Origin of the sequence: Ruminococcus sp. D54t1_190329_F1 (genome assembly GCF_015551645.1) — a bacterium.
Classification (GTDB): Bacteria; Bacillota; Clostridia; order Lachnospirales; family Lachnospiraceae; genus Blautia_A; species Blautia_A faecis.
Window position 1 is genome coordinate 1 of sequence record NZ_JADNDC010000055.1, and the last position, 19107, is coordinate 19107.

A 19107-nucleotide genomic window follows, 5' to 3' on the forward strand; every position below is an offset into this window, starting at 1 on the left:
AAAAGGCTTTCTGCAAGATGTGCGTCACAATTTGTGGGAGATTTCGCTCGGATGAGGGCGCCGTAGCGGGCTACGGCGCCCGAATTCGGGTGAAATCTCCCGCAAAGTGGGGCGTGCAGATTGCGGGAATGATTTTTCAAACACGCTCTAAGTACAGTGTAAAATATAAATCAATTTTTGAAAAGAGGGAATTCACATGCGTCAGGAAAGTTTTAAAATGGAGCGTCCGGGACTGGTGAAACCGGGAGATAAGATTCAGATCACGGAATATCAGTCCTACATGAACTACAGCTATATCATTGAGCCTGCTGTAGCCATGTCCGGCTGCTATCCGAACTCACAGAGAATCAAGGCAAAGGAAGGAACCATTGTCAGTGTGGAAAAGGCACCGCTTAGTGGGTATGTGGTGATTGCGGAATTTGAGGAATAGCTACATTTAGTCAGGGACTCCCCAAAGGGGGCCCTGACTGATTTTCACTTTTTCTGAAATTTCTCAATCACACACTCCACACTCATGCGTCTTTGTTTACATCATATTTATTTAAATATTCTCTGTAAGAAAAATCCCCGACTACTTTTCAGTAGCCGGAGCACCTTGACAATTCACATATGATTGATTTGATTCGTTTGCACGACGTTCGATCTCAGCTTTGACAGTTTCGTTCCATGGCGCCAGAAGTTCTAATTCATCATCACTCATCCAATCATCAGGCAGTTTTTCCAGCAGATAGGTAAGATAGTGATAGACGTTTACTCCATTGGCTTTTGCCATTTCTACCATTGTGTACACAATAGCGCTGGCCTGGGCTCCGTTTGGTGTGTCACAGAACAGCCAGTTTTTACGGTTATGTGCTTAAGAACATAACCGTAATTATGTGCCGAACTTAGTTATGTGCTCTTAACATATTTCAAGAAAAATGTCATAGTTAAAAGAAACTGTCGAAGAGCTGCATAAACAGTATTCACAGACTCAAGACACATGCTCACCTGTTGAAGAAGGTACTGATAATTCCAAATCGACCGAAGACACTGATAACCAAAAATAACCGTCATTACGATCGTTGTCACCTCCTTTCTCTCTTGGTTCGTTGTCAGTTGCAAACATCATTGACTTGTCTGCCATCTGCTGATTTGTATAACCAAATCTGGCTTGTTCCGCTTCTAAATTTCTAAACATCTCATTTCCTCCTTTCGCTTATTTGCGTTTTGCAAACTGAAATTATACTATAATTTCTATTTGCAAATTTATCAATACTTTTCTTTTCATTTTGCAAACTTTTCTGTTGACAGTTTTTTCAATATGCAACTATAATCGAATTATCAGGAGGTTCCAATTATGGGTGACAATTTTAATGACAATTTAAAAGAAGCTCGCTTAAGATCTGGATTATCCCAGAAAGAAGTGGCAGAAAATATTGGCGTAGCAAAATCTACATATTCACTATATGAGAGTGGAAATAGAGAACCAAACGTAAATACAATAAAGAAAATTGCTGATTGCTTAAATGTTTCTGCTGATACTCTCCTCGGACTTAATGACGAACTTACCACTCTTGCCGCTCATTTTGATGGCAAAGAATACACCGAAGACGAATTGAATGAAATTCGCCAGTTTGCTGAATTTGTGAAAAGCAAAAGGAAATAATCGGCATATCTGCCAGAATGTACATTGACAATATAATATATTTACCCAGGGAACTGTTGGGGTGTTATGTCAGCCGCCGGACACTTTTGTGAAAGGAGGCTGGTGCTGATGGTTACATACAGTGATTTATTTACTTTTGTAATTATGTTTTGTGCAGTCATAACTCTTGTTATTACTTTTTCGCATAAAAAATAGCGCCCCTGCTCTGGTAAAGTAAGGCGCTATTTTTAGCTGATGCTTTATCCGGCGGTCAGGTGTGCACTGACCAACGGTTCTCTTGTTAAATATATTATATGTCACTCCGAAATATTTGTCAATTTTCTTTTTGTGGAAGCAACTGTACAGATTTTTGTACACGTATTGAGATATACTAAAGCGGGAGGTGTTTACATGAGCACATATGAGAAATTACAAGACCAGACCTGCGCGGACGGTATAGACGTAATGGACTATGAATTTAATAGTCCAAACATAAAAGGCTTATATTGTAACAGCACTGTAGCAATCAATAATTCCATTTGAAGGAATGGTTATACCATTCCGTTTTCATGATTTCCGACATTACTCTGCTTCGATCATGCACGCAATTGGTATCCCGGATCAGTACATTATGGCAAGAGGTGGATGGAAAACAGATACCGTTCTAAAGGCTGTATACAGAAATGTGATCAACGATGAGCAAAAGAAATTTACAGATAAAATTAATTCGCATTTCACAACTATGCAACACGAAAAAGAAAAAACGCCGTAAATACGGCGTTTTCACTATGGACCTGGCGGGAATTGAACCCGCGTCCGAAAGTCTATCCCTTGCGGCATCTCCCATCACAGTCGCTGTATTAACATTCCCTCCACAGCACGCCCACCGACAGGCTTACTGCTTCAGTAGCTTCATGATACATCTACCGGGGCAAAGCTTACCCGGCAAGGTTTCTCACAAGGTCGACACCAGACTCCTGAAGTGTGAGTGCAACAGGACTGACGGGCAGCACTTAGGCTGCCATTACTAACTGATCGTCAGCGTTTATATTTAGAATTTCCCGTTATTACGCAGTTCGGGAGACTGCGGATGGCTTCCACAACTTCAAAACCCCCGTCGAAACCAGTACAAGCCCTAATCGTATATAATAGGTATTGCTGGCGCGCAGACGAAGTTTGTGTAATTGTGCTTTCGCTAAGATATTATTATATGCATTTTTTGCAAAGTTGTCAAGATGGTGTTTTACTATTTAATGTGTTGGTCGTTATTCCGGACGCGATTTCACAATGTATATTCACCGCCGCGCGTCGCAACGTTCCGGCAAGCTAATGACTAACTACGACTAAGACGCTCAGGAGAGCCTTCGCGCCTAAGTCTCCGTAAGTCATGGATCTCGCCTCCACTAAAACCGCTCCTAAAATACGCGGCTTGCGAATATACATTGCAAAATCGCTGGCTGCTGGAAAGGGAAGAAAGAAACAGTAACGACAACAGCGGGGGTGGGGTGAAGTAGTTGGTATCCCGCAACTTTATTGTTTTTTGCCAATCTATCGTTTCCAAGAAAGTGTAGGGAAGCCAGTCACTCCCACTCCCCCTTCGTTAAAAGTTCTTACTAACCAGCAAGTCCCAGCCAGTACACAGCATTTGGGCAGTGTGTATTACTCCAGCGAGCCATTTCAGGCGCGCTCTTAGCGTAAGCGAAATCCAGCGCTTACGAAGACTTATGCGTGAGGGCTTTCCCGAACGCATTAGTCGCAGTTAGCGATTAGTTCGCTGGAGCGTTGCGCCGGCGAGTGAGTAATACACATTGTCCAAATGCGTCCCTCCTGAAAACTTTTCACCCTCCCAACACACTAAATAGCAAATTTCTAAAATTCCTGCTCCAACAGCTCCCCATCAATATATCTGGCCTTAATATTCCGGTCATCTCCGATGTAGCAGAAACGCTCCAGTTTCTCCTCTGCCGTCATTTTTGTCCATGGATCTTCCATATTATCAATCACAAGAGCATTAAACGCATACCCTTTTTCGAAAGAACCAACCTTACCGAATACACTTCCAGACTCTTTGGTTGCATGGTAGAATGCCTGTGTAATGGTAATGGTCTTACTCTCCTGTGGCTCGTAGAATTCTTTCAGCTTGGATAACTGCACGGCTCTTGCAACCTGGCGGTAGATGCCGATTCCATGGCCACCGGCAATGTCAGTTCCCATGGCAATTTTCAGTCCCTCAGCCTCCATATGCTGCAGCGGCATAATTCCTGCAATAATATTCACAGTGGCATCCGGGCAGTGAACAGAAAAGCTTCCATGTTTTTTCAGAATCCGCTTATCTTCCTCAGTTGGGAAAATAACATGGGCGAAAATAGACGGACCGTGATCCATCAGACCTGCGCGCTCATAAATTTCTGCGTCAGAACTATAGCCCGGAAACAGATTCAGAGCTTCCTGTGCCTCCCACAGAGACTCTACCAGATGAGTGTGCACACCACAATGATATTTTGCTGCCAGCTTGCCAAGACCATCGATCAGCGGCTTGCTGCAGGTCGGGGCAAAACGGGGAGCCAGAATGGTTTTCACCTTTTTGCTGCCCTCATGTTCTGCCAGATACTTCTCTGTTTCCTTCAGGGAATCCTCTGTGGTCTCGGTGAGAAATTCCGGAGAATTGCAGTCCATGTTCACCTTTCCCACATAACCATACATGCCTTTCTCTTCCATTTTATCAAAGAGATAGTTTGTGGCCTCACGGTGAATGGTTGCAAAAACATTGGCATGGAAAGTACCATGACGGAGCATATCATCTACAAATGCATCGTAGCAGTTTTTCGCATATTCCATATTCTGGAAACGGGATTCCTGCGGAAATGTATAATGATTCAGCCAGTCGGAAAGCAGACAGTCCATACCAATTCCACGCTGTACATACTGTGCTCCGTGTACATGAAGATCGGAAAAAGCCGGAATGATCAGCTTATCGCCGTAATCTACAACCTCTGCGCCCTGATACTGCTCCGGAATCTTTTCACAGATCTGTGAAACCACTCCATCTTCTACAATTATATAACTGTTTTCGTGAATCTCTAACCTGTCTGCTGACGGTGTAAACAAAATATCTCCGTGGTAAATCTTTACTGCCATTTTTTGTCCCTCACATTCTTAATCATTGCATTTTTTCTCTTTCTCGCATCGCTTTTCCTCTATTTTGTATCTGCAATCCTGACCTCGATCCTGGTAGAATAATTATCATTATCCTGTTCCACAAACTGGTCGATGATATTCAGCGCCAGAATGGTATCCTCCAGATTCAGATTCCGTCCCCATTCCTTTATCCTTTTAAAGCTGTCCTGAATCTCTTCATATGCCCCTTTGTGATACCCCACAACATAGGTTTCTGCAGGAATCGTGCGTATCTCCGCATTTTCCTCTGGAACGGCATCTGTAAGAAGCGCTCCAAATTCCTTGCTATTTTCCCCATAAAATACAATGGTTGGATAAAAGTAGAATGATTCGCCTGCATAAAGCTCCTCTTCTGCTCCAATGGGAATATATTTTCGCTCCGGATATTTCACCACCTGAATGTTTTCGTAATCAATTCCATCTTTCGAGTCTTCAATAAACTGTATTTTTCGCAAAATCGCATGGTCAATCCGCATCATCTCTTCCCACTGGGCATGAATGGCCACGGAACGCTCCTTCAGTCTTTTAAGCGCCTCATCAGGGCTTTTCGTGTCCTGAAAATCCCGGACTGCCTCAATGGAATAGCCCAGTTTTCGCATATAGCGGATGGAGGCAAGCTTATAAGTCTGATCAAAACGATATTTCCGATATCCGTTTTTCGGGTCTCTGTAGCTGGGCTTCAGAATTCCGATTTTGTCATAATAATGCAGGGTCTGCACGTTCAATCCGAATAAGGTCGCCAGCTCGTTTACATTCAGATACTCTTTATTTGCCATATATACTCCTATCTTGAGCCTTTTACATACGGCTTAGCAAGAGCTTCTGGTTCACTGTTCTTTCCGGCAGCCCCAAGCATTGCAATAAGGGTCAGCGCATATGGCAAAATTGCCAGAAGGAACGGGGAAATGGATACGCCGATGGTCTGGAGACGAATCTGCAGGGCATTGGCTGCTCCGAACAAAAGAGCTGCTCCAAACATTCCAAAAGGTGTGTATCGTCCAAGAATAACAGTTGCAAGAGCGATATAGCCACGGCCGGAAATCATATTTTCTGTAAAAACGCCAAGCTGTACCAGTACCAGATATGCACCGCCGATTCCTCCAAGAATTCCGTTGAACACCATCACGATCCAGCGGTATTTTTTCACCTGGATACCTGCGGATTCTGCTGCACGTGGGTGCTCTCCTACTGCCATAAAGGACAGTCCAAGATTGGTTTTTTTGTAAAAAATCCAGGTCAGGATCAGGAGCACATAAAGGATATAGGTCAGGAAATCGCAGTTAAAAAATGCATCTCCGATCAGCGGAATCTTTGACAAGCCTGGAATGGCAATGTTTGGGAAGGTCTCGATCTGCTGATAGCCCTGTCCATTTGACATTAATTTAAACAAAAAGCTGGTGACGCCAAGCATAAGCATGTTGATGGCAAGACCGGATACAGACTGGTTCTGAATCAGCGTAATGGAAAGAAGTCCATGAAGCAGACTGACTATAAGTCCTCCTGCCATACCGCACAAAAGTCCCACAAACAGATTGCCGGAATACCAGGCACCTGCAAAGGAAAAAAATGCACCGCTGAGCATAACACCTTCCATTCCGATATTCAGAATACCGGATTTTTCCGCAATGGTCTCACCAATTCCGCCATACATAAGCGGCACTGCCAGACGAACTGCTGCGGCCAGAAAAGCCGTCATAAAGCTTAAACTGAAAATCTGCTGAAGCATTACGCATTTCCTCCTTTTCCAACTTTTGCCTGTTTCTTTTTGAAATGAAACAGTTCTCTTCCCAGGATCAAAACAACAACCAGACCGATCAAAATGTTAACGATCGCAGACGGTACTCCAAGCTGTCTTTGCATAGAGCTTGCACCTACCTGCATTGCTGCATAAAGCACTGCCACAAAGAATACGCCAATAGGATTATTAAATGCCACAAGTGCGATCAAAACAGCTGTATAGCCACAGTTTGAGGAGATTCCTTCCAGAAGCTTTTTCTGAATGGCAAGGACCTCGATTCCGCCTGCCACTGCGGAAAGTCCGCCGCTTAAAAAGGCAGAAAGCACAATATTTTTCATAACAGAAATACCGTTGCAGGTACTTCCACGTTTGTTCAACCCAACTGCCTTCAATTCGTATCCCATAGTTGTTTTTTCCAGGAAAAACCACACTACAAGTACACAGATGATTGCGATCAGAATGCCTGCATGAAAACGGGTTGCCCGGATCAGGGTTCCAAGCTGTACGGTTTTGTCAATTTTCGCAGACTGTGGAACATTTCCAGCCGGGTCCATCAAAAAAGAACGGACTGCATAGCCAAGAAAATTAATTGCAATATAGTTCAGCATGATAGTGACAATAATTTCGGAAATATTGAATTTCGCTTTGCACACTGCTGCGATCAGCGCCCACACGCCACCTGCCAGAAATCCGATTACCAGGGAAAGGATAATTCTTGGTATTCCAGGAACAGCCGTCCAGTTCAGAGCTACCATGGTAGTTGCCATTGCCCCTACATAAAACTGTCCTTCTGCACCAATGTTGAAAAAGCCGGTACGATATGCTACTGCGCAGCCAAGACCTGTAAGGATCAGCGGGCATGCTTTTACAAAAATTTCTGCAAATCCTGCAGGTGTTCCAAAGATTCCACGGAAGAAAAGACCGTATGCTTCCATCGGGCTTGCGCCGCATGCAAGGATCAAAACCGTACCTGCCAGAATTGTAATCACAAGAATCAGAAGTACATCTGTAATCCCTCTTGTTCTTTTTTCCTTCTCCATTATCTTGCCTCCTCTTCTGAAATTCCGCCCATGAGAAGGCCGATTTTCTGTACAGTAGCTTCTTCTCTATTCAGGATTCCCACGATTTTTCCACCAAAAAGCACTGCGATCCTGTCACTTAACGCCATAATTTCTTCCAGGTCTGCAGAGATCAGCATAACACCTTTTCCTGCATTTCTCTGATCAATAAGCTGCTGACGGACAAATTCTGTAGCACCGATGTCAAGACCTCTGGTAGGCTGGCTTGCCACGATCACTTTTGCATGATCGTTCAGCTCTCTGGCTATGATCAGCTTCTGCTGGTTTCCGCCTGACAAAAGCTTTACAAGCGTATCAATCCCCGACTTTCCGGATGCGCGCACCTGATATTGTTTCATTTTTTCTGCTGCATTTTTACGAATAGCTGCTTTGTTTATAATAGAATGGTTTGCAAATGGAGGCTTCCCATATTCCCGGAGAACAAGGTTTTCTGAAATGTTCATTCCGGTGATCAGACTGTCTGACAATCTGTCCTCTGAAATATAGGAAACACCTGCTTCATAACGTCCGCGGATATTGATTCCTGCCAGATTCTGTCCGTCCAGAAGAATTTCGCCCTCACCGGTTTTCTGGATTCCGGTGATCACCTCTGCAAGCTCTTTCTGTCCGTTTCCTTCCACACCGGCAATTCCAAGGATTTCTCCCTTGTGAATGGTAAGGCTGATATTCTCAAGCTTATGACGGCTGTGTTTTCTGTGATGATTGGACACATTTTTCAATTCCAGCATAATATCTTTTTTGGGAGAACCTTCTATATGATAGTCATCATTCAGCTCTCGTCCGATCATATAGGCAGACAGCTCTTCCGGATTGGTGTCTGCAGTCACAAGATCTGCCACCTGTCTGCCATCCCGAAGAATGGTAACCTTGTCACTGATTGCCATAATCTCGCTCATACGATGGGTGATGATAATGATTCCATAGCCTTCTTTTTTCAGATTGCGGAGAACATCGAAAAACTGTGTGGTTTCCTGAGGGGTGAGTACGCCAGTAGGCTCATCCAGAATCAGAAGTTCTACATTTCTGTATAATGCTTTCAGGATTTCCACGCGCTGCTGTTCTCCCACTGACAGATCACTGATCACAGCATCCGGGTTCACGTAGAGTCCGTATTTTTCTGCCAGATCAGTCAGCTTCTTTTTTGCAGCAGCTCTGTCCAGGAAAAAGGAGTTGTCCTTCAGATTCAGGACAATGTTATCCAGAACTGTCATTTTATTTACCAGGGAAAAATGCTGCTGGACCATTCCAATGCCTGCATCGATAGCTTCCCTTGGAGAGGCAAAATCCGCTGGCTTGTCTTTCCACAAAATTTCACCGCTGTCTGCAGTGTACAGACCAAATATAATATTAACAAGTGTGGTCTTTCCGGCTCCGTTCTCACCGAGGAGAGCATGGATCTCACCTTTTTCTACTGTCAGGTTGATATCCTCATTTGCATATACGCCGGAAAATGATTTACAGATATGTTTCATTTGAAGAAGAGACATGGTTTTCTCCTTTTTCTCGTATAATTAAAGTGTTTTAAAAAGCTGAAACTTCGGAAGGTTATCTCCACTGACTGATTGATAACTTTCCTCCATTTCAGCTTCATTTGTCTTTGAACAATCAGTTGCCGGATTTCAGATTGCGAGCCATTTTTATAAAAACAGATATCTCAATCCGCGGTTACAAATCCGATTTCTTACTGTCTCATTGTGTAGTCGCGCTCAACTTCAAGCTCGCCGGAAACGATCTTATCAATTGCATCCTGTGCAGTTGCTTTCACATCATCGGAAAGATTGTCGGAAAGGAGAACTTCTACTGCGCCATCTGCCATACCAAGGTTGTAAACATCTCCCTCAAAGCTTCCGTCTGCAACGCTGCCAAGGGCAGTATCAATTACAACATCAAGATTGTAAATTGCAGAATCAAGAATATTGTCAGGTGCTAAAGAGCTCTGATCGTAAGAATCGCCCTGGCACCAGATTCCAGCCTCAACAGCTGCTGTCATTGCACCGTTTCCGCAAGCATTTGCACAATGCTTGATTACGTCTACGCCATTGTCGATCATAGCTTTTGCAGCTTCCTGTGCAAGCTGTGTATCAACAAAAGAGTTTGTCCAGGCTGTCTGAACTTCGATATCAGGATTTACGGATTTCGCTCCGTCTTCATATCCGTTAATGATCTTTACAAGGGAATCTCCAGGGATCGGTCCAATGGCGCCAAGCTTACCAGACTCAGAAGTAGAAGCAGCAATGATTCCTTCTACATAAGCGGTCTGCTCACATGCCATAACGTAGGAAGCTACGTTGTCAGCGGAAGCGTCAGCCTCTGTGCAGATGAATTTGGTGTCTGGGTAGGTCTCTGCAACTTCCAGTGCAGGATCACCGAACTCATATCCGTGACCGATTACCACATCATAACCTGCACTTGCATAGTCAGCAAAAGCAGCGGAAATATCAGCAACTTCCAGGTTCTCTGTGTAAGCCAGCTCGTATCCGTATTTCTCACAGGCTTTCTGTGTTCCTTCGTATGCTGTCTGATTCCAGCCCTGGTCATTTGCTGCTCCGGAAAGTAAAAGTGCTACCTTCAGTCCTTCTCCATCAGCTGCCTGTACCGGCTGAGTACATACACCATTTACCATAGCCGCTGTCATTGCCATTGCTAATCCCATAACCACCAGTTTTTTCATCATAATCCTCCTTGATCAGATCCTGTTTTCGTGTATTCGATACTGTTCACTCCGTGGCCAGTATCGCTTATTTTTCTTATCCGCAACTTTGTAGTTGCTATAAGGTTTTCTTAAGGCTTCTTTATAGTAAACTATATAGTTACTATAGAGTCAATACATTTTTTCTTTTTTTTGCAAAATTATCTGAAAAACCATTGAAGACGCACAGGGCAGTTTTTATTATTCTCCAAATTCTTCTGCAACCTTCTTCAGCATTTCCCGGATTGGCAGATGATATGGGCATCTTGTCTCGCACTTGCCGCATCCCACACATGCAGAAGCTTTCACTGCCATGCTGCCGTAGCGGTCTTTCGCCCAGTCAGCCAGATTGTAGCGTTCCAGATATCCTGCGAAAAGGAATGCGCTTGGGATGCTGATTCCAACCGTACATGGCGCACAGTAATTGCAGCGACGGCAGAAATTGGTGCCCAGCTGATGGCGGATCTGTTCCATTTCTGCAAGCTCTGCCTCTGTAAGAGGTGCTGTGTCAGAGCATGCCTTAATGTTCTCTTCCAGTTCAGATACTTCTGCCATTCCCGGGATTACCACAGTAACAGCCTGGTTAGAACAGACATAACGAAGTGCAAGACTGCCATTCTCAATTGCACCACCTGCTAATGGCTTCATGGCAATAAAGCCCACATTTTTCTCCTGACATTTGCGGATCAGCTCGTCGCCCTGGTTTTCTACGATATTATATGGAAACATAATTGTCTCCACCCAGTCCAGATTCAGTGCGCGCTCAAAAACAGCTGTAGAATGTGCAGTCAGACCGATATGACCAATTTTACCGGCTGCTTTCGCCTCCAATAAAGCCTCCAAGGCACCGCCCTCACCTATAACAGTGTCCAGCTGTTCCATGCTTGGGTTATGTACCTGATACAGGTCAATGTGATTGGTTCGAAGATTGCCAAGGCTCTTCTCAATGTCTGCTGCCATGGCTTCTCTGGTTCTTGCCATACTCTTGGTGGCAATCACAAATTTGTCACGAATTCCTTCAAGGGCATAACCAAGATACTCCTCGCTGACCGTGTAGCCTCTGGCTGTATCGATATAATTTACCCCCTCTTCTGCCAGCTGCTGCATTAATTTCTTAGTACCTTCCGCGTCAATTCTCTGGATGGGGATTCCGCCAAATCCCATACGGGAAATCTTAAGACCAGTTTTTCCAAGTGTTGTATATTCCATTTGTGCTCCTCCTTATTTTTGGTATACAATAATTTATAAAATGTGTCTGAAATTAACAAAATGTGCCACCGGCATACGCCGATGGCACATAAATAAACAGCTTATGCGATTTAGAACGGATATTCGCAATCCGCTTCCGCTACTTGCTCATAAATAAATAACTGTTCCGCAGTTATTCTAGCGGATATTCGCAATCCGCATCCGCTACTTGCTCATAAATAAATAACTGCTCCGCAGTTATTTATTTATACTCGTGACAGGTACTCGCCTGTTCTGGTGTCAATTTTCAGCTTGTCGCCCTGGTTAACGAACAGCGGAACCATAACCTGTGCTCCTGTCTCAACGATAGCCGGTTTGGTAGCACCCTGAGCTGTATTTCCAGCGAATCCTGGCTCTGTCTCTGTAACTACAAGTTCAACGAATAACGGAGGCTCAATAGCGAATACATTGCCATTGTGAGAACAGATCTTAACCATCTCATTCTCTTTTACAAATTTAAGAGAATCGCCAACCTGCTCTTCTGTAAGACCAACCTGGTCAAATGTCTCTACGTTCATGAAGTAATATAATCCGCCATCGCTGTAGAGATACTGCATATCAACACGCTCGATACGTGCTGTAGGGAATTTCTCTGTAGGACGGAAAGATTTCTCTAACACGGATCCTGTAATAATATTTTTGTATTTGGTTCTAACGAAAGCAGCTCCCTTACCCGGTTTAACGTGCTGGAATTCTACGATCTGACAAACGTTGCCATCAATTTCTACTGTGACACCGTTTCTGAAATCACCTGCTGAAATCATAATTAATTTTTCCTCCTTATAGTGCTTATGACTAGAAATATTTTATTATATATGTACCATTTTTTCAACTACTTTTTTTCATATGCAGCCAAATTTTCCTGTTTTTCCCATATATTATGGCAAAATACTTTTGTATTCACGGAAGCTGTCCTTCAATTTCCTTGATTAGTTCCTCAAAAGGCTTCACTCCTGTCACAACTTCAATATCTGCAAATTTATGATAAATCGGATCACGCTGTTTCAGAAGCTTTTTGATCTTTTCATCCTGATTTTCGCCTTCCAGAAGAGGATTGCTATTTCCCTCAAGTCTCTTGCGGAGAGTCTCAGCAGACCCCTTCAGGTAAACAACTGTACCCAGCTGCTTAATATACTGCTCATTCTGCTCCTGAACCGGAAGACCTGCGCCAAGAGAAATCACTTTTCTTTCTTTATCTTCAATCAGAGCTTTCACAGTCATAGTTTCCAGAGCACGGTAATATGGCTCTCCAAATTTCTGTAAAATCTCCTTTACGGACATGTTCATCTTCTTAGCAATCACCTTGTCCACATCCACAAATGTCAGCCCCAGGTCACTGGACAGACGTTTCCCCACTCTTGTCTTGCCAGAACCCATAAATCCGATCACCACAATATGGTTCATGAATTCTTCTCCTCCTTGGTATAAAAATGTAATACAATTTTCTCCAGATAGCGCTTCAGCACGATCTGGATCTCTTCCTTGGGATTGATCGGCTTTACCAGAATATTGCGAAGGCCAGCATTCTTAGCCCCCCATATATCGGTAAAAAGCTGGTCTCCGATAAAGACCGTATTCCCTGTGTTCGTTCCAAGTCTTTCCATGGCTCTTTCATAGCCTTTTCTGGACGGCTTGGCAGCCATTTCAATAAACTGAGCGCCTACTGAAGCGGCAAAGGGTTCTACCCTTTTTTTCCTGTTGTTTGACACCAGACAGCAGGAAAAGCCAATGTCACGAAGCTTCTGAAAAAGCCGGACAGCTTCCGGATCTGCCGGTGCCCCATGAGGAACCAGGGTATTGTCGATATCAAACAAAATCCCCCTGTATCCCTCCTGGTATAGTTTTTCATAGTTGACTACATATGCTGAATCCAGATATTCATCTGGAAAAAAGCGTTCAAACATTCTGTTACATCCTTTAATTCTTTTATTTTCTATGGTAATGCAGATTGCGGGGATGATTTTTCAAACAGACTCCGGCAACACGCTTTGCAATGCACAGAAATCATGTATTCACATGATTTCGCGCCTGTTTCCCAAGAGATTCTGTCAGGATCCCGTCACCTACTTAAGTACGCCTGCAGTTCCTCATAATGGTCTTTCATCACATCATAACCATGCTGATAAAACGCCATTAGCTTCTCTTTGTTCGCCTCCGCACGCCCCACAGTTGGCATTTCCGGGCGGATGACAAAAATATGTCCCTCCCTCTCCCATTTTTCCAGAAGCTCCAAAGTCCGGTTGTAGCTGCGGTAACGATTATATAAAGTGTTCAAAAATTCCGGATAATGCCGAAATGCAGCCACATAAAGCGGAGTGCTCTTTCCCGGTTTCTTCTTGCGGTAACCCATATTTCGGGTAAGGATCACCACGTTCTTTCGATATCCCTTCTCCATGGCATGGATCAGGGGAATCGAATCTGCAATGCCGCCATCCAGATAAGGAACACCGTCAATCTCTACCATGGGACTTACAACGGGAATACTGGAAGAAGCCCTTCCAATATCCATCAGGCGACGTCTGTCATGCTTCTCAGTCATATATTCCGCATCACCAGTCTGGCAGTTTGTCACTACCATCTCACACTCCGTATCTGACTGAAAAAAAGTATCAAAATCAAACGGAAACAATTCATTTGGATATTTGTCAAACAGCATATCCATGTCAAAAAGCTCATGCTTCTTAAGAGCTTCCTTAGTAGCAATATAGCTGTTTGCCTTATCCTCTATGATCATGCAGTCTCTGGTTCTTCCAGGCTGCCAGGATACATAATCAAGAGCATTGCAGGAACCAGCGGAAACACCCACCACATATGGGAATTTCACCTCTTTTTCCATAAGATAATCCAGAACCCCTGCTGTAAATACTCCCCTGCTTCCCCCGCCTTCCAGGACCAGGGAAGACTGATGCTTCACTGTCATTCTTATTCACGCTCCTTAAGCGGTACGTATACAGCCGGAGCCAGAACGTTCTTGTAAGCCGGACGGATGATCTTGTCTGTATTGATCAGCTCTTCCATTCGGTGGGCGCTCCAGCCCACAATACGTGCCACTGCAAAAATCGGTGTATACAGCTCAAGAGGCAGATCCAGCATGCTGTAAACAAAACCGCTGTAAAAATCCACGTTTGCGCTGACACCCTTGTAAATATGGCGTTCCTCGGCGATAACCTCCGGAGCCATTTGCTCTACCATCGCGTAGAGATTGTATTCTTTCATACGGCCTTTTTCTCTGGCCAAAGTCTCAACAAAGCCTTTCAGTACCTGGGCACGGGGATCCGATACCGAATAGATCGCGTGTCCCATACCATAAATAAGACCTCTCTTATCAAAAGCTTCTTTGTGAAGCAGTTTCTTCAGATACTCTCTTACTTCCTCTTCGTCAGAAATATCCTTCACATTCTTCTTCAAATCCTGGAACATACTTACAACCTTAATATTGGCACCGCCGTGCTTCGGTCCCTTCAGAGAACCAAGAGCAGCTGCGATGGCAGAATAGGTATCTGTACCTGATGAGGAAACAACGTGTGTAGTAAATGTAGAGTTGTTACCACCGCCATGCTCCATATGAAGGATCAGGGCAAGATCCAGGATCTTCGCCTCCAGATGGGAATATTTCTTATCCGGGCGAAGCATACGGAGGATATTCTCCGCTGTGGAAAGCTCTTTCTTCGGATTGTGAATATAAAGGCTCTTGCCGCATACATAGTGATTGTAAGCCTGATATCCATAAACAGATAAAAGAGGAAATACACTGATCAGATTCAGGCACTGTCTCAGTACATTCGGAAGGGAAATATCATCTGGCTCCTTGTCATAGCAATAAAGTGTAAGCACACTTCTGGACAGGGCATTCATAATGTCCTTGGACGGTGCTTTCATGATAACATCCCTTACGAAATTCGTAGGAAGGGAGCGCTGGTTCGCCAGAAGCTTGGTAAAATCCTCCAGTTCCTCCCCATTCGGAAGCTTGCCGAACAGTAAAAGATAGGTAGTTTCTTCGAAGCCGTATCTGTCATCTTCAATAAATCCCCTGGTCAACTCCTTGATGTCATATCCCCTGTAGGAAAGACTGCCCGCACAGGGCACTTCCTTGCCGTCAACCACCTTCGTGGCGCATACATTGGAAATCTGCGTCAGACCTGCCAGAACGCCCTTACCATTGATGTCACGAAGCCCTCGCTTAACATCATACTTCTGATAAAGAGACAGATCCAGGCTGGAATGCTCCTTGCAAACCTCCGTCAGGTTCTCTATTTCCGGTGTTACTTTCATCTTAAATCCTGCCATTCAAATAAACTCCTTTCTTTTTAATCCGTCCGATAATCCGTTCCTCCCTCAATTATTAATGCTGTCAGAGTCAGAAGCGGATGCTTCTGCTCCGGCATTGTAAATGGATAATCTGTGACTGCCATTGTTTTATTATCTTCTTATCGCTGTTTATAGGTGGACAAGAAATCCTTCAGCTTGTCCATAGCCTTCTCCAGCTGACGCACATTCGGCAGATATACTACGCGGAAGTGGTCAGGACAATTCCAGTTAAAGCCCTTGCCCGGCACCAGAAGCACCTGTTTCTCATGTAAGAAATCAAGAGCAAACTGCTCGTCATTGTGAATATTGAATTTTTCTGTATCGATCTTCGGAAAAATATAGAACGCAGCCTTGGGCTTTACGGCTGTGATTCCCGGAATGTCATTAAGTGCCTTGTAGATAAAATCTCTCTGCTCATAAACTCTTCCGCCTGGCTGAATGTACTCATTTACACTCTGGTATCCGCCAAGTGCAGTCTGTACAATGGACTGGGCCGGAACATTGGAACAAAGGCGCATAGAGGAAAGCATGTTAATACCCTCAATATACCCCTTCGCCTTATTCTTGGCACCACTTAAGATCATCCATCCAATACGGAAGCCCGCGATCATATGGGACTTGGAAAGCCCGGAAAAAGTAACGCAGAATACGTCTGGTGCAAGGGATGCAATAGAAGTATGCTTATAGCCGTCCATGATCAGACGGTCGTATATCTCATCTGAAAAAATGATCAGCTCATGCTCTCTTGCGATCTGCACGATCTGCTCCAGGATCTCCTTTGGATAAACTGCTCCTGTAGGGTTATTCGGATTAATAATAACAATCGCTTTGGTCTTGTCTGTGATCTTGCTCTTAATATCATCAATGTCCGGATACCATTCAGACTGCTCATCACAAATATAATGAACTACATTTCCACCTGCCAGAGTCGCAGTAGCTGTCCACAAAGGATAATCCGGTGCAGGGATCAGAATCTCATCCCCGTTATCCAGAAGTGCCTGCATACAGAGATTGATCAGCTCACTGACACCATTACCTGTATAGATATCACTCATGGTAACCCCTGGAATTCCTCGAAGCTGGGCATACTGCATAATGGCCTTTCTTGCGGAAAAGATTCCCTTGGAATCTGAATATCCCTGAGAGGTACGAATATTGCTCAGCATGTCCAGAATTACTTCCTGCGGTGCGGAAAATCCAAATGGATATGGATTGCCGATATTCAGCTTCAGGATCTCCATTCCATCCTCTTCCATTCTGGCCGCTTCATCCACTACCGGTCCTCGCACATCATAAAGTACGTTATCCAGTTTACTGGACTTCTCGAATGTTTTCATTTATTTCACTCCTCATCTTACTACTTATGTCCGGCATATCTAGTATGGGAAAAAATCTATATCTGCCTTTTTCCTGCTCCGGCATAATGTATTTCTTGCTATCTATCATCTCATATTTGGCTCATTTTCGCAAGCCTTAATGAAATTTTTGGAAATATGAAAAAAACTCTTTTCATTTTTAGCACTTTAGTGTATAATAGCGTCGTTAAAAAATTTTACACCTATCTGGATGAGGAGGAATTACAATGTCTTACACAGAAGAAGTATACGAAAGAGTCGTAGCACAGAATCCAGGTGAGCCTGAATTTCACCAGGCAGTAAAGGAAGTTCTGGATTCCCTGAAGGTCGTAATTGACAAAAATGAAGAAGAATACCGCAGCATGTCCCTTCTGGAGCGTCTTGTAGAGCCGGAAAGAATCATTTCCTTCCGCGTTCCGTGGGTAGATGACAAGGGCGTTGTTCAGGTAAACAAAGGATATCGTGTACAGTTTAACAGCGCTATCGGACCTTATAAGGGTGGTCTCCGTTTCCATCCGTCAGTAAACCAGGGTATCTTAAAATTCCTTGGATTTGAGCAGACATTTAAGAACTCCCTTACCGGACTTCCAATCGGTGGTGGTAAAGGTGGTTCCAACTTTGACCCGAAAGGCAAATCTGACAGAGAGGTTATGGCATTCTGCCAGAGCTTCATGACAGAGCTTTCCAAATATATCGGTGCTGACACTGATGTTCCGGCTGGTGATATCGGTGTAGGCGGACGTGAGATCGGTTATTTATTCGGACAGTATAAGAGAATCCGCGGATTATACGAGGGTGTTCTCACAGGTAAAGGACTTACCTACGGCGGATCTCTGATCCGTACACAGGCTACCGGATATGGTGTTGTTTATATGCTTGATGAGATCATGAAAGCACATAACGATTCTATTGATGGAAAGACATTCATCGTAACAGGATCCGGAAACGTTGCAATCTATGCTGTAGAGAAAGCTCAGCAGCTTGGCGGCAAGGTTGTTGCTATGTGTGACTCCAACGGATATATTTATGATCCGGAAGGAATCAAGCTTGACATTGTGAAAGATATCAAAGAAGTAAAACGTGGACGTATCAAAGAGTACGCAGACCGTGTTGAGGGTGCTTCTTACACAGAAGGTACCGGAATCTGGAACATCAAATGTGATGTATACCTTCCATGTGCTACCCAGAACGAGCTTGCTCTTGATGGTGCTAAGACACTTGTTGCAAACGGCTGCAAATATGTAGTTGAGGGTGCGAACATGCCTACTACTCTTGATGCTACAACTTATCTCCAGGAGAACGGTGTTCTGTTCATGCCTGGTAAAGCAGCTAACGCTGGTGGTGTTGCTACTTCTGCTCTTGAGATGAGCCAGAACTCCATGAGACTTTCCTGGACAGCAGAGGAAGTTGATGCGAAGCTTCATGGAATCATGGTAGACATCTTCCACAAAGCAGATGACGCTGCTAAGCGTTATGGTATGAAAGACAACTATGTTGCCGGTGCTAACATCGCCGGATTTGAGAAAGTTGTAGATGCTATGAAAGCTCAGGGCATCTGCTGATTCTCTGTCATCTGAAGTTTCAAAAAGACAGGTCCGCTGCGGCCTGTCTTTTTTATTCCATTTAATACTTGTTTATACAGAAAAAAATCCCCACTCTCTGGCGAGGATTTCAGACTGTAGACAAAGCCCTGCTTTTGCAGGGTTTTGCTATTGTTGGAACCGCTTTTCTGCTATAATGAATATCAGAAGGGCGGTGTTTTTTATGATGACGAAAAATACTGTCCGGATAACGGTCGTCCCAGTATGGATACCGTCATGCTGATAAAGATACCATTCATTCAGTATCTCTATGGGATAAAAAGCATGCGTCAGACCATGAAAGAGATC

General features: G+C 44.1%; 20 protein-coding genes, 1 other RNA gene and 3 pseudogenes. 7 read left to right on the top strand and 17 right to left on the bottom strand.

Annotated features, from left to right (window positions below; all coding sequences use genetic code 11):
• A partial coding sequence (locus tag I2D69_RS21290; RefSeq protein ID WP_347708403.1) for a DUF6783 domain-containing protein occupies positions 1-119 on the bottom strand: 119 nt, incomplete at its 3' end.
• Between I2D69_RS21290 and I2D69_RS21295 the strand changes: the two are divergent.
• A pseudogene (locus I2D69_RS21295) lies at positions 63-239 on the top strand (DUF6783 domain-containing protein); the annotation flags it as partial. The gene I2D69_RS21290 and the pseudogene I2D69_RS21295 sit on opposite strands and share 57 nt — an antisense overlap.
• Positions 197-430, top strand: a complete 234-nt coding sequence (locus tag I2D69_RS18080; protein ID WP_118584275.1) for a hypothetical protein — start codon at positions 197-199, stop codon at positions 428-430. The pseudogene I2D69_RS21295 and the gene I2D69_RS18080, both read left to right, overlap by 43 nt.
• A gap of 141 nt (positions 431-571) precedes the next feature.
• On the opposite strand, the pseudogene I2D69_RS18085 reads toward I2D69_RS18080, so the two are convergent.
• A pseudogene (locus I2D69_RS18085) lies at positions 572-844 on the bottom strand (transposase domain-containing protein); the annotation flags it as partial.
• Positions 845-970: 126 nt separating this feature from the next.
• Positions 971-1177 carry a hypothetical protein gene (locus I2D69_RS18090; protein WP_118584274.1) on the bottom strand — a complete coding sequence of 69 codons (207 nt, stop codon included), beginning with the start codon at positions 1175-1177 and terminating at the stop codon, positions 971-973.
• A gap of 159 nt (positions 1178-1336) precedes the next feature.
• On the opposite strand from I2D69_RS18090, the gene I2D69_RS18095 reads away from it, so the two are divergent.
• The 3 genes from I2D69_RS18095 to I2D69_RS21300 all read left to right on the top strand — a co-directional run bounded on the left by I2D69_RS18095 (position 1337) and on the right by I2D69_RS21300 (position 2396).
• Positions 1337-1645 carry a helix-turn-helix transcriptional regulator gene (locus I2D69_RS18095; RefSeq protein ID WP_173717559.1) on the top strand — a complete coding sequence of 103 codons (309 nt, stop codon included), beginning with the start codon at positions 1337-1339 and terminating at the stop codon, positions 1643-1645.
• Between the two features lie 390 nt (positions 1646-2035).
• Entirely contained in the window at positions 2036-2167 is a 132-nt protein-coding gene (locus I2D69_RS20510; protein ID WP_264293745.1) for a hypothetical protein, read from the top strand.
• A gap of 88 nt (positions 2168-2255) precedes the next feature.
• Positions 2256-2396 (top strand): hypothetical protein, encoded by a 141-nt coding sequence (locus I2D69_RS21300; RefSeq protein ID WP_195983318.1) that lies wholly within the window; start codon positions 2256-2258, stop codon positions 2394-2396.
• 14 nt (positions 2397-2410) lie between these two features.
• Here the strand turns inward: I2D69_RS21300 and ssrA are convergent.
• The 14 genes from ssrA to I2D69_RS18170 all read right to left on the bottom strand — a co-directional run bounded on the left by ssrA (position 2411) and on the right by I2D69_RS18170 (position 17200).
• Positions 2411-2760: a transfer-messenger RNA gene (ssrA, locus tag I2D69_RS18105) on the bottom strand.
• A 733-nt stretch (positions 2761-3493) separates the two neighbouring features.
• Entirely contained in the window at positions 3494-4762 is a 1269-nt protein-coding gene (locus I2D69_RS18110) for an amidohydrolase family protein (protein ID WP_173772770.1), read from the bottom strand.
• A 59-nt stretch (positions 4763-4821) separates the two neighbouring features.
• Positions 4822-5577 (bottom strand): MerR family transcriptional regulator, encoded by a 756-nt coding sequence (locus tag I2D69_RS18115; protein ID WP_195380346.1) that lies wholly within the window; start codon positions 5575-5577, stop codon positions 4822-4824.
• Between the two features lie 8 nt (positions 5578-5585).
• Complete coding sequence (locus I2D69_RS18120) at positions 5586-6527, bottom strand: ABC transporter permease (RefSeq protein ID WP_173719435.1); 942 nt, start codon at positions 6525-6527, stop codon at positions 5586-5588.
• Positions 6527-7579 carry an ABC transporter permease gene (locus I2D69_RS18125; protein ID WP_173719436.1) on the bottom strand — a complete coding sequence of 351 codons (1053 nt, stop codon included), beginning with the start codon at positions 7577-7579 and terminating at the stop codon, positions 6527-6529. Before I2D69_RS18125 ends, I2D69_RS18120 begins: the two co-directional genes overlap by 1 nt.
• Entirely contained in the window at positions 7579-9105 is a 1527-nt protein-coding gene (locus tag I2D69_RS18130) for an ABC transporter ATP-binding protein (protein WP_173770261.1), read from the bottom strand. The genes I2D69_RS18125 and I2D69_RS18130 overlap by 1 nt, the downstream gene beginning before the upstream one ends.
• A gap of 194 nt (positions 9106-9299) precedes the next feature.
• Entirely contained in the window at positions 9300-10292 is a 993-nt protein-coding gene (locus I2D69_RS18135) for a BMP family protein (protein WP_330602517.1), read from the bottom strand.
• A 216-nt stretch (positions 10293-10508) separates the two neighbouring features.
• Entirely contained in the window at positions 10509-11516 is a 1008-nt protein-coding gene (locus I2D69_RS18140; protein WP_173717105.1) for an aldo/keto reductase, read from the bottom strand.
• A 245-nt stretch (positions 11517-11761) separates the two neighbouring features.
• Entirely contained in the window at positions 11762-12319 is a 558-nt protein-coding gene (gene efp, locus I2D69_RS18145) for an elongation factor P (RefSeq protein ID WP_118583940.1), read from the bottom strand.
• Positions 12320-12455: 136 nt separating this feature from the next.
• Complete coding sequence (locus tag I2D69_RS18150) at positions 12456-12959, bottom strand: shikimate kinase (protein ID WP_195380347.1); 504 nt, start codon at positions 12957-12959, stop codon at positions 12456-12458.
• A complete protein-coding gene (locus I2D69_RS18155; RefSeq protein WP_118583936.1) occupies positions 12956-13459 on the bottom strand; it encodes a YqeG family HAD IIIA-type phosphatase in 504 nt (167 codons plus the stop codon). Before I2D69_RS18155 ends, I2D69_RS18150 begins: the two co-directional genes overlap by 4 nt.
• 155 nt (positions 13460-13614) lie before the next feature.
• Positions 13615-14475: a patatin family protein gene (locus I2D69_RS18160; RefSeq protein ID WP_195380348.1), complete on the bottom strand. Its 861-nt coding sequence runs from the start codon at positions 14473-14475 to the stop codon at positions 13615-13617.
• A gap of 2 nt (positions 14476-14477) precedes the next feature.
• Complete coding sequence (locus I2D69_RS18165) at positions 14478-15842, bottom strand: citrate/2-methylcitrate synthase (protein ID WP_195380349.1); 1365 nt, start codon at positions 15840-15842, stop codon at positions 14478-14480.
• A gap of 140 nt (positions 15843-15982) precedes the next feature.
• The gene (locus tag I2D69_RS18170) at positions 15983-17200 is read right to left on the bottom strand and encodes an aminotransferase class I/II-fold pyridoxal phosphate-dependent enzyme (protein ID WP_148461853.1); all 1218 of its coding nucleotides are present in this window, start codon (positions 17198-17200) and stop codon (positions 15983-15985) included.
• Between the two features lie 245 nt (positions 17201-17445).
• On the opposite strand from I2D69_RS18170, the gene gdhA reads away from it, so the two are divergent.
• Positions 17446-18780, top strand: coding sequence for an NADP-specific glutamate dehydrogenase (gene gdhA / locus I2D69_RS18175; RefSeq protein WP_118583930.1), 1335 nt, complete (start codon positions 17446-17448; stop codon positions 18778-18780).
• A gap of 207 nt (positions 18781-18987) precedes the next feature.
• Positions 18988-19107 (top strand): annotated as a pseudogene (locus I2D69_RS18180) (transposase); the annotation flags it as partial.

Coding starts and splice junctions, on each gene's coding strand:
- I2D69_RS18080 (WP_118584275.1), top strand. CDS start 197: ATGCGTCAGGAAAGTTTTAAAATGGAGCGTCCGGGACTGGTGAAACCG.
- I2D69_RS18090 (WP_118584274.1), bottom strand. CDS start 1,177: ATGTTTAGAAATTTAGAAGCGGAACAAGCCAGATTTGGTTATACAAAT.
- I2D69_RS18095 (WP_173717559.1), top strand. CDS start 1,337: ATGGGTGACAATTTTAATGACAATTTAAAAGAAGCTCGCTTAAGATCT.
- I2D69_RS20510 (WP_264293745.1), top strand. CDS start 2,036: ATGAGCACATATGAGAAATTACAAGACCAGACCTGCGCGGACGGTATA.
- I2D69_RS21300 (WP_195983318.1), top strand. CDS start 2,256: ATGGCAAGAGGTGGATGGAAAACAGATACCGTTCTAAAGGCTGTATAC.
- I2D69_RS18110 (WP_173772770.1), bottom strand. CDS start 4,762: ATGGCAGTAAAGATTTACCACGGAGATATTTTGTTTACACCGTCAGCA.
- I2D69_RS18115 (WP_195380346.1), bottom strand. CDS start 5,577: ATGGCAAATAAAGAGTATCTGAATGTAAACGAGCTGGCGACCTTATTC.
- I2D69_RS18120 (WP_173719435.1), bottom strand. CDS start 6,527: ATGCTTCAGCAGATTTTCAGTTTAAGCTTTATGACGGCTTTTCTGGCC.
- I2D69_RS18125 (WP_173719436.1), bottom strand. CDS start 7,579: ATGGAGAAGGAAAAAAGAACAAGAGGGATTACAGATGTACTTCTGATT.
- I2D69_RS18130 (WP_173770261.1), bottom strand. CDS start 9,105: ATGTCTCTTCTTCAAATGAAACATATCTGTAAATCATTTTCCGGCGTA.
- I2D69_RS18135 (WP_330602517.1), bottom strand. CDS start 10,292: ATGATGAAAAAACTGGTGGTTATGGGATTAGCAATGGCAATGACAGCG.
- I2D69_RS18140 (WP_173717105.1), bottom strand. CDS start 11,516: ATGGAATATACAACACTTGGAAAAACTGGTCTTAAGATTTCCCGTATG.
- efp (WP_118583940.1), bottom strand. CDS start 12,319: ATGATTTCAGCAGGTGATTTCAGAAACGGTGTCACAGTAGAAATTGAT.
- I2D69_RS18150 (WP_195380347.1), bottom strand. CDS start 12,959: ATGAACCATATTGTGGTGATCGGATTTATGGGTTCTGGCAAGACAAGA.
- I2D69_RS18155 (WP_118583936.1), bottom strand. CDS start 13,459: ATGTTTGAACGCTTTTTTCCAGATGAATATCTGGATTCAGCATATGTA.
- I2D69_RS18160 (WP_195380348.1), bottom strand. CDS start 14,475: ATGACAGTGAAGCATCAGTCTTCCCTGGTCCTGGAAGGCGGGGGAAGC.
- I2D69_RS18165 (WP_195380349.1), bottom strand. CDS start 15,842: ATGGCAGGATTTAAGATGAAAGTAACACCGGAAATAGAGAACCTGACG.
- I2D69_RS18170 (WP_148461853.1), bottom strand. CDS start 17,200: ATGAAAACATTCGAGAAGTCCAGTAAACTGGATAACGTACTTTATGAT.
- gdhA (WP_118583930.1), top strand. CDS start 17,446: ATGTCTTACACAGAAGAAGTATACGAAAGAGTCGTAGCACAGAATCCA.